Genomic DNA, 8666 nt, shown 5'->3' with positions numbered 1-8666 from the left:
CGTGGGCCCCGGCCTGATCAGGCCGGGGCCCACGTGCGGCAGGCCGGAGACCGCCGGGCGGAGCGCGTCAGGTCCGCTCGCGTACGGCTGTGGAGCGCGCCCGTACGACGAAGACGAAGGCGACCGCCGCTCCCAGCGCCGGCGGCACCGCGGCCAGCAGCAGGATCTCGCGGCCCGGGACGTCCAGGGCGAGGAGCCCGCCGCCGACCGCCGGACCGACGATGGAGCCGGTGCGGCCGAGCGCGGCGGCGTAGGCGACTCCGGTCGTGCGAATCGCGGTGGGGTACAGGGTCACCGCGAGGGCCGTCTGGCCGAGCACGCCCGCGACGATGCCGGCACCGGCCGCGGCCAGCATCACCAGCAACGCCGCGCGGCCGGTGTCCGCCCACGCCGTCGCGACGAGGAACACGACGGCCGCCAGCGCCATGACGGTCAGGGCGCGCGGCGTACCGATCCGTGCGCACAGGGGAACCATCACCAGGCCGCCGATCACGCCGCCCACGGCGATCATCGACGTGCCCACCGGCGCCTGCTCGGGAGTGAAGCCGTATCCCCGGGCGAGCAGGGTCGGCAGCCAGGTGAGGAGACCGTAGTTCGTCGTGTACATCAGGAGGGCGAAGCACCACAGCAGTACCGTCTGCACGGCGGTGCCCCGCTCGAACAGCCGGCGTACGGAGGGGTCCGCCGCCTCCGCACCCGGTACGGAAGAGACGGAGGCGGGGGTGCCGGGCAGTCCCCGCACCAGCAGCGGCACCATGAGCGCCGGCAGCAGGGCACCGGCCCAGAACACGGAGGTCCAGCCGAACGCGGTGATCAGGGGCGTGCTGACGAGGCCGCCGGCGACGGCGCCGACGGCGATCGCCAGGACGACCCCGACGCTGGCGGACTCCCGCCGTGCGGGGGGCACCTGGTCCGCGGTGAGGGAGACGCACGCGGGCAGCACCGCGCCGAGACCGAGCGCGGTCACCAGGCGCGCCACGCCGAGCGTCGTCACCGAGTCCACGGGCACGGTCAGTGCCGACCCCACCGCGAACACCAGGGTTCCGGTGACGATCAGGGGTTTGCGCCCGAAGCGCGCGGCGGCACGCGCGGAGCACAGGTACCCGATCACCACACCGAGGTTCGTGGCGACGAGCGCCGGAGTGAACGCCGATTCGTCCAGGTTCCACTCCCGCGCCAGCGTCGGGACGACGAAGCCGAGCGACGCCGTGTCGAATCCGTCGAGGAAGATGGTCAGGAAGGCGAGGACGACGACGCGCCGATTCGCCGTCCCGACACCCCCCTCGGCCGTCGCGTCCGCCGGACGCTCATGAGTCGTGGTCATCTGCACTCACCTTGGGATCACGGGCGCGGCCCGCGCCCTGGTGTGCGAGGTATGCGGTCGAAAAGGGGTCGGACGACCGCCGCCGGAACCGATGCGGTTCCGGCGGCGGTCGGGCCCGGGGTCCGGCTCAGACACGGCCCGCGGCCTGCTCGCGCAGGGCGGACACCACACGCCACAGCGAGGCGGGGGTGGCGAAGGTGTCGGCCATCAGCTCGGAGTCCGGGACGGCGATGCCGTACGTCTCCTCCACCCGGACCAGGACCTCCACCATCGCGAGCGAGTCCAGGCCCGCCGCCTTGAGGCTGGTCTCGGGCTTCAGCTCGCCCTGGGCGGCGAGCCGGGGCAGGGCCTCCTGGAGCAGTGCCGCGTACGTCGGGTCCCAGGGCGCGGCCGGTTCGTCGGCCGTGCGGGCGGGCGTCGTCCCCGTGGTCGTCTCGGTCATGGCGGTGGTGTCCTCCGTACGTGATGCGGTGAGGGGGGAGACGGTGTGGCGCCGCAGGGCCAGGCGGCTGGCGGAGACGGTCTCGGTGCCGTCCACGACGAGTTCGGCGGGCGCCGGGTGGCCGAGGAAGCCGAGCAGGCTCGCGGACAGTCCGTAGGCGCCCACGTTGGGGAAGGCCAGGAGGTCCCCCGGGCGCAGCCCCGGCAGGTCGGCCGCGCGGGCGAGGATGTCCGCGGGGGTGCACAGCGGACCGGCGAGGGTGACCAGGGCGGGTTCCCGGTCACCGGCCTCGTCCGCCGCCGGGCCGGGGCCCGGCAGCGGCTGGGCGGACAGGGGCAGCAGACGGCCCAGGCCCGACAGGCCGCCCAGGTGGTTGATGCCGGAGTCGAGCACCGCGTAGGTGTTGCCGCGGCTGTTCTTCACGTCGGTGACGGTGCTCACCAGCCGGCCGCTGTCGCCCACCAGATAGCGGCCGGACTCGAAGGCGACCACCGGTTCACCGTCGCGCCAGCCCGGCAGGCTCTCGTCGAGCACGGCGGACAGTGCCGACCGCAGACCGGGGTACGCGGGCCGCTCGCCGGGGGTCGCGTACGGGGCGGCGAAGCCTCCGCCGAGGTCCAGCAGGTGCAGGGGGATGCCGAGGTCGTCCCGGAGGCGGGCGGCGGTACGCACGCTCTGGGCCAGTTCGGCGAGGAGGCCGTCCTCGTCCCGGGCGTTGGTGAGCGGGAAGAAGTGCATGCCGACGATCCGGACGCCCTTCACCAGGAGCCGGGCCCCGTGTTCGGTCAGATCGTCGAGGTCGAACCCGAACTGGGACGGGCCCCCGGTCATCCGCAGGCCGCCCTGGCCCGGCGCCCCGGCCGCGTTGATCCGCAGCACACAGTCCGCGGTGACGCCCTGGGCGTGCGCGGCGGCGCCGATCCGGTCCAGATCGCCGAAGGACTCGGCGGAGAAGGTGCGCATCCCCGCCGCGATCGCCTCGTCCAGCTCGGCCGGGACCTTGCCGGGGCCGGAGTACATCAGTTCCGCCGCCGGATGACCCGCTTCGAGGGCCGCGGCCAGTTCGCCGCGTGAGGTCACCTCGGCGCGGGCGCCGCCCCGGCGCAGCTCGGCGACGAGATCGGGGTGCGAATTGGCCTTCAGCGAGTAGTAGACGCGGGACGGCTGGGGCAGGGCCGCCCGCAGGTCCTCCAGCGCGGTGCGCACCCTGGCCAGGTCGTAGACGTAGAGCGGGCTGCCGTACCGCTCGACGAGCCGGCGGACCGTCAGGTCGTCGCCGGGGGGTCCGGTGCGGTCGCGGTCAGTGGACATAGGTGCCCTCCAAGAGCCGCCGGCGCAGCTCCTTGCGGTCGGTCTTGCCGTTGGGGGTGAGCGGAAGGGCGTCCAGCACATGGCAGACGTCCGGCACCTTGGCGGCTTCGAGGCGGTCCCCCAGCCGGGCCAGCACCTGCTCCCCGTCCACGTCGGGACTCTCGCCGACGACGAAGAGGACCATGTCGCGGTCGTCCTCCGGCACGAGCAGCGCCGCTTCCCGCACGCCGTCGATGTCGAGCACGGCGGCCTCGATCTCGACGGAGGTCATCCGCGAGCCGCGCCGCTTGAACAGGTCGTCCCGGCGGCCCTGGAAGTAGACGTGTCCGTCCTCGTCGAGGCGGCCGTAGTCACCGGTGTGCAGGGTGAGGGGGCCGCCGTCCGCGCCCGGCCGGAACCGCAGGGCGGTCTGCTCGGGGGAACGCCAGTAGCCGGCCATCAGGTGCGGGCCGCGCACCACGATCTCGCCGGTCTCCCCCGTCGGGAGCGGCCGTCCGTCGTCGTCGACGACGAGCACCTCGGTGCCGGGCAGCGCGGGCCCCACCGAGCCGGGGCGGGCCAGATCGCCGTCGGGTTCGAGGATGGTGATCCGCTTGCACTCGGTGGTGCCGTACATGGGCGCCACCGACGCGCCGGGGAACGTCTCCCGGAGCGCGGCGATGAGCGGGGCGTTGAGGGCGGCCCCGGTGTTGGTGAACAGGCGGATCCGGGTGGGGCGCTGGTCGCGGGAGGCGAGTTTGACGAGCAGTTCGCCGAGCGACGGCACGAGGGGCAGGACGGTCGCCCCGTGGTCCCGGGCGAAACCGAGCAGCCGGGCGTGGTCGGCGGGGCCCGACAGCAGCAGTTCGGCGCCCGCCAGCGCGCTGAGGAAGACCTGGTAGAGGCCGTAGTCGAAGGAGAGCGGGACGGCGGTGAGCACGATGTCGTCGGGCCGGTAGTCCAGCCGTGCCGCGATGGCGCGGGCGGCGAACGCCACGGGCCCGTGCGGGCAGGCCACCCCCTTGGGCGCCGCGGTGCTGCCCGAGGTGTAGATGAGCAGGGCGAGCCGGTCGGCGGGCACCTCGGTCTGGGTACGGGCGGCCGGGTCGGCCGGGCCGGACAGGTCCAGCTCGGAGACGGCGGCGACCGGCACCCCGGACGGCCAGCTCAGGCCGTCGGCACCGTCGCGCTCGGCGTCCTCGACGACGATCAGCGAGGGCTCGGAGTCGGCGAGCACCGACTGGAGGTGGAAGGCCTTCATGCCCGGGTTGACGGGCACCAGGACGGCACCGTGCCGCCAGGTCCCGTACAGCAGGGCGGTGAACTCGCGGCTGCTGCCGACGCGGGCCAGCACCCGGTCGCCGGGCTTGACGCCGTGGCCGTCCAGGATCCGGGCGAAGGAGTCGGCGGCGGCGTCGAGTTCGGCGTAGGTCCACATGCCGTAGCGGTCCCGCACGGCGGGGGCGTCGGGGTGCCGGGCGGCGGCGGCCGTCAGGAACACCTCGGCGGCGTTGTCGACCCGGGGGGCGGTCGCGGTCCCGACGGCGTCGTCGATCAGGGCCGAGGCGGGGAAGGACGTCAGCGTGCCGGTCACGACCGCGCCTCCTCGTCGTGCGCGGCGGGGTTCCGCCAGGCGGGTTCCTCGGTGATCTCCAGCACGGCGCAGGTGGACGTGAACCCCGAACCGGCGCCGATCAGCAGGACCGTGTCGCCGACCCGCAGCAGCCCGCGCTCGGCGAGGTCGTCGAGCCCCGCGAACTGGTCGCCCGCGCCCAGGTGTCCGCTGCGCCGGGCGAACTCCCAGCTGGTGCGGTCCTCCGCCAGCCCCAGGACGGTGCCGGCCTGCCACTCCATCTTGCTGCGGCCGCTGGCCGGGATCACGGCCCAGGTGATGTCCTCGCGCTCCTTGCCGGCGTCGGCCAGCGCCGCGTCGACGGCGGCCACCGCCACGCCCACCAGACGCTGGGTGGCCTCGCGCAGGTTGCCGTGGTGCTGGAGGTAGTGACCGAGCCGCTCGGCGAGCCCGAGCGGCTTCTCGTCGGGCACCGGGGTGAACCCGGGGCCGCGGGTGACCACTTCCAGCGAGTTGTCGGCCCGGGTGGCGGTCGACAGCAGCTTGGCGAACCCGCCCTGGTTGGAGAGCAGCAGCGCGGTGCCGCCGTCGCCGTAGACGATTCCGGCCTCGTCGCGCCAGCGGTCGATCAGCGGTTCGCCGAAGCGGTCCGCGGTGGTGAGCATCGCGGCGGCGGCACCGGGCGTGGTGGCCAGGTGGCGGGCGGCCAGTTCCATGGCGCCCGTCCCGGCGTTGCACTCCTGCTTGAGTTCGAACGCGGGGACGTCCCTGCCGAGCGCCTTGTCCGCGACGTACGAGGCCACCGGCCACAGGGTCTGCCCCTGGAACCAGACGTAGCTGTGCAGCAGCAGGCTCACGGTCTCCGGGTCCAGCCCGGACCGCTTGAGTGCCGTGGTGGCCGCCTGGACGGCCATGTCGGGCGGTGCGACGTCCTCGTCGGCCACCCGGATGGACAGCAGGGCGTCGGCCTCGAACTGCTCGGGGTCGTACTTGCCCGCTTCCACGGCCGCACGTGTCGGATACGGCTCCGGGAGCCAGGATCCCGTGGCCGCCACGTAAACGCTTTCCCAGCGCATGGTCCTCCCATCATCGGTGGCTGATCTCTCGGCGTCGTGTCGTGTCAGGAGATGAGCCCTCAGGCGGATCGTGTGGGTGACGGCTTTGGCCCGGCTAAAGAAGGAGACCGCCGGGGCCCCTGGCGGGCAGGCGCAAGTGCGGCTTCAGCGACCCCGCCCAGGCTCGGGGCGCGTGACGTTCGGAACGCCGCGTTCAGGCCGCCGAAAGGAGCCGGCACATGCACAGGACCGAGGGGGACGGCGCACACCCCGGGCGGTGGTGGATGCTCGGGATACTGTCCCTGGCGTTGTTCGCCATCGTGCTGAACAACGGGCTGCTCAATGTGGCGATACCGGTGCTGATGCGCGATCTGGGCGCGGACATCGGGCAGGCCCAGTGGATCGTCGACAGCTACGCCCTGGCCTTCGCCGGCGTCCTGCTGACCGCGGGGGCGGTGGCCGACCGGTTCGGCCGCAAGCGGGCCACGATCGGCGGCGCGGCGGTCTTCGGGGCCGGCTCCCTGATCGCGCTCGGCGCGGACACCCCCGGCCAGCTGATGGCGGCACGGGTGGTGATGGGTCTGGGTGCCGCCTTCATCATGCCCGGCACGCTCGCCATCATCGTCGACGTCTTTCCGGAGGCCGAGCGGGCCCGGGCGATCGGGGTGTGGAGCGGGGTCTCCGCCCTGGGGGTGGCGGCCGGCCCGGTGGTCGGCGGTGCCCTGGTCGGCCACTTCTGGTGGGGGTCGATCTTCCTGGTCAACCTGGTGCCGGTGGCCGTGGTCCTGGTCGGCGGGGCACTGTTGCTGCGCGAGTCCGCCGACCGGGCGCCGCGGCCACCCGACCCGGTCGGCGCGCTGCTCGGCACCGCCGCCATGGCGGGGCTGGTGTTCGGCGTCATCCAGACCTCGGGGCACGCGCTCGCCTCGCTGCCCGTGGCCGGCGCACTGGCCGTGGCCGCGGCGGCGGGCACCGTGTTCGTGGTGTGGGAGCGGCGGCACCCGCATCCGATGCTCGACACGGACCTGCTGCGCCGGCCCGCGTTCATCGGGGCGAGCGCGAGCATTCTGCTCCTGATGCTGGGGCTGGCCGGCACCCTGTTCGTGCTCACCCAGCGGCTGCAGTTCGTGCTGGGGTACACCCCGCTGCGCTCGGGTCTGGCCGTGATGCCGGTGGCCCTCGCGGTGGTGCTGGGCACGCTGTTGTGTCCGGCGCTGGACCGGCGGGCCGGGGCGCGGGGCTGTGTGGCCGTGGGCCTGTCGGCCGCCGCGTGCGGTGTGCTGGTGCTCGGGCAGTGGGGCGAGGGATACCCGCCGGTGTTCGCGGGTCTGGTGCTCATCGGGGTGGGCTTCGGCCTGTCCATGGCCCCCACCACTCACGTGGTGATGTCCCTGGTGCCCCCGGAGCGGTCGGGGTCCACCGCCTCCCTGGACATGACCATGCAGGAGCTGGGCACCGCCCTGGGGGTGGCCGTGGTGGGCAGCGTCCTCGCCGGCCGTTACGCCGACGCCCTGGCGGGCGCGCCCGGGACCGTGGGCGAGACCCTGCGCGCGGCCGAGCGGACCGGGGGCGAGGCCGGGCACGTCCTGGCCGCCGCCGCCCGCCGGGCCTTCGACGACGCGTCGGCGGCGGGGCTCGGTGTCGCGGCGGCGGCCGTCGCCTGCGGTGCGGTGGTCGCCGCGCTGCTGCTGCCGGGACGGGCGGCCGCCGAGGCCGCTGCCTCGCCTTCGGCCACCGGCCCCCGTGAGACCGAACCGTCCCCCGTCCACCAGGTCTCCGCCCGCCCCGGAGCCTGAGCGCGTGCCGTGCCCGTACGGCCGTGGCGGCGACCGCTTCAGCGATTCTCCAGCGGCGCGGGCGACGCTGGAGACCTGGTCGTCCCGTGCCCCGTTCGCGTGGCGCCGGCGCCACGAACAGCTTGAGGAGATTCACCAATGACCGTTCAGCAACGCTCGTTCCTGGGCAGAGCCCTGTATGTCGGCCCGTCGCTGCGGACCCTGCACGAGCAGTACGCCAAGCACGGGACCGTCGACGCCGGTGCGCCCGTTCTCGCGTCCTGCGAAGTCACTGTCCGAGCCCCGTCGTCGGAGGTGTGGGAACTGCTGGCCGACATCGCTCGATGGCCCTCCTGGGTACCGGGCGTCCGGGAGGCGCTCCCCGACGGCGAACCCGCGCCGGACGTACCGTTCCGCTGGGTGCTGAACGGAATGCGCGTCAAGTCCACGCTGGCCGTGGTCCAGCCGGGCTCCGAACTGTCGTGGACCGGCACGCTCGCCGGGACCCGCGGTGTGCATCGCTTCCTGCTGGAGCCGGCGCACGGCGGCACCCGTGTGCGGTCCGAGGAGTCGATCGGCGGTCCGCTGGCGGGCCTCCTCTACAGCAGCGACAAACTGCGGGCCGTCCTGGCCGACTGGACCGCGGCCCTCAAGTCCCAGGCGGAGAAGACGGGATCGACTCGATGACCATCGCACTGGCCTACAACCCGTTCTTCCTCGCCCTGCGGTTCCTGCTGGAGGTGTTCGCGCTGGGCTGCTACGCCGTGTGGGGCTGGCGCGTGGTGCCGGGGCCGCTGCGTTTCGTCGCCGCGATCGCCGTCCCCGTGGCGATGGCGATGCTGTGGGGCAACTTCGCCACCGCCGGCGACGAGGCCCGGTCGGGTGAGACCACCTTCGACACCCCCGGTCCGCTGCGGCTGCTGCTGGAACTCGCCGTGCTCGGCGGGGCCTGGGCCGCGCTGCGGCACATCGGCGCCCTGCAGGTGGCCAAGTACTACCTGATCGTGCTGGTGGTCTACCACGTCTGCGCGTACGACCGGATCTGGTGGCTGCTGCGGCACTGACCGGATCGCACGAGAGCCCGGCGCACCCGGCCGTTCCTCCCCCACGTCGGCGGGCCGTCCGCTCCGATCCCGGAGCGGCGAGGTGTAGTCGAGTTCCTCGCCCACGGGGGTGAGCGTGATCTCGTGGGTGTTCCTGGTGCAGG

At 73.8% G+C, this 8666-nt stretch carries 7 protein-coding genes; 3 read left to right on the top strand and 4 right to left on the bottom strand.

Features of this window, described 5'->3' with window-relative positions; all coding sequences use genetic code 11:
* Window positions 1–67 precede the first annotated feature (67 nt).
* The 4 genes from ACWCRJ_RS44210 to ACWCRJ_RS44195 all read right to left on the bottom strand — a co-directional run bounded on the left by ACWCRJ_RS44210 (window position 68) and on the right by ACWCRJ_RS44195 (window position 5705).
* A complete protein-coding gene (locus tag ACWCRJ_RS44210; protein ID WP_450944639.1) occupies window positions 68–1324 on the bottom strand; it encodes an MFS transporter in 1257 nt (418 codons plus the stop codon).
* Window positions 1325–1451: 127 nt separating this feature from the next.
* The gene (locus ACWCRJ_RS44205; RefSeq protein ID WP_450944638.1) at window positions 1452–3077 is read right to left on the bottom strand and encodes a phosphopantetheine-binding protein; all 1626 of its coding nucleotides are present in this window, start codon (window positions 3075–3077) and stop codon (window positions 1452–1454) included.
* Complete coding sequence (locus tag ACWCRJ_RS44200; RefSeq protein ID WP_450944637.1) at window positions 3067–4650, bottom strand: class I adenylate-forming enzyme family protein; 1584 nt, start codon at window positions 4648–4650, stop codon at window positions 3067–3069. The genes ACWCRJ_RS44205 and ACWCRJ_RS44200 overlap by 11 nt, the downstream gene beginning before the upstream one ends.
* Window positions 4647–5705 (bottom strand): ketoacyl-ACP synthase III family protein, encoded by a 1059-nt coding sequence (locus ACWCRJ_RS44195; protein WP_450944636.1) that lies wholly within the window; start codon window positions 5703–5705, stop codon window positions 4647–4649. Before ACWCRJ_RS44195 ends, ACWCRJ_RS44200 begins: the two co-directional genes overlap by 4 nt.
* 218 nt (window positions 5706–5923) lie before the next feature.
* Here ACWCRJ_RS44195 and ACWCRJ_RS44190 point away from each other — a divergent pair, with 218 nt between their 5' ends.
* The 3 genes from ACWCRJ_RS44190 to ACWCRJ_RS44180 all read left to right on the top strand — a co-directional run bounded on the left by ACWCRJ_RS44190 (window position 5924) and on the right by ACWCRJ_RS44180 (window position 8523).
* Window positions 5924–7480: an MFS transporter gene (locus tag ACWCRJ_RS44190; RefSeq protein WP_450944635.1), complete on the top strand. Its 1557-nt coding sequence runs from the start codon at window positions 5924–5926 to the stop codon at window positions 7478–7480.
* Between the two features lie 138 nt (window positions 7481–7618).
* Window positions 7619–8146, top strand: coding sequence for an SRPBCC family protein (locus tag ACWCRJ_RS44185; RefSeq protein ID WP_450944634.1), 528 nt, complete (start codon window positions 7619–7621; stop codon window positions 8144–8146).
* Window positions 8143–8523: a YrdB family protein gene (locus ACWCRJ_RS44180; RefSeq protein ID WP_450944633.1), complete on the top strand. Its 381-nt coding sequence runs from the start codon at window positions 8143–8145 to the stop codon at window positions 8521–8523. The genes ACWCRJ_RS44185 and ACWCRJ_RS44180 overlap by 4 nt, the downstream gene beginning before the upstream one ends.
* Window positions 8524–8666: the final 143 nt, after the last annotated feature.

This window comes from Streptomyces sp. NPDC002324 (assembly GCF_053593335.1).
The sequence above is the reverse complement of the archived record's forward strand: the minus strand, read 5'-3'. Positions and strand labels throughout refer to the sequence as shown.